This is a genomic window from Actinomadura napierensis (assembly GCF_039529375.1).
GTDB classification, from domain to species: Bacteria; Actinomycetota; Actinomycetes; order Streptosporangiales; family Streptosporangiaceae; genus Spirillospora; species Spirillospora napierensis.
In genome coordinates, this window is record NZ_BAAAMR010000333.1 from 1 (window position 1) to 637 (window position 637).

At 40.2% G+C, this 637-nt stretch carries 1 pseudogene; it reads right to left on the bottom strand.

Annotated features, from left to right (window positions below):
- A pseudogene (locus ABD296_RS49775) lies at positions 1 to 637 on the bottom strand (glucose-6-phosphate isomerase); the annotation flags it as partial.

Sequence of the window (637 nt, forward strand, 5' to 3'; positions counted from 1 at the left end):
CTGAATCCAAAGCTTCATTGCCAAAAGCCAATAAACGTGATTGCGCCAAACAATTTGATAATGCGAGGTGATGTTGTTCAATCAATGCCTCAGCATTCTCCACATACGTAAAGTGATCTGCATTATAACGTTGGATCGGTGCAATGAAATCACAGCTTACTGCCTGTGTTCCTTGATGAAGTAGCTGATAAAATGCATGTTGGGCATTTGGACCAACCTCACCCCATACAATCGGACAAGTATCTAATTCAACTTTTTGGCCATCACGTTGTACCGACTTACCATTAGACTCCATTTCAAGCTGCTGCAAATAGGCAGCAAAATACTTTAATCTTCCGTCATAAGGTAATACCGCATGGGTTTGAATATTTAAAAAATTATTATTCCAGATACCGAGTAATGCCATGAGAACCGGTATATTTTGCTCAAAGTTTGTATTTTGAAAGTGTTCATCAACAGCATGTGCGCCAGCCAAAAGCTGTTGAAAGCCATCTATACCAATCGTTAGGGCTATAGGGAAACCAATACAAGACCAAAGAGAATAACGTCCACCTACCCAGTCCCAAAGCAACAACTGATTTTCAGGAGCAATTCCCCACTCAGTCATTTTTTCAGCTTTTGTAGATACACCAATGAA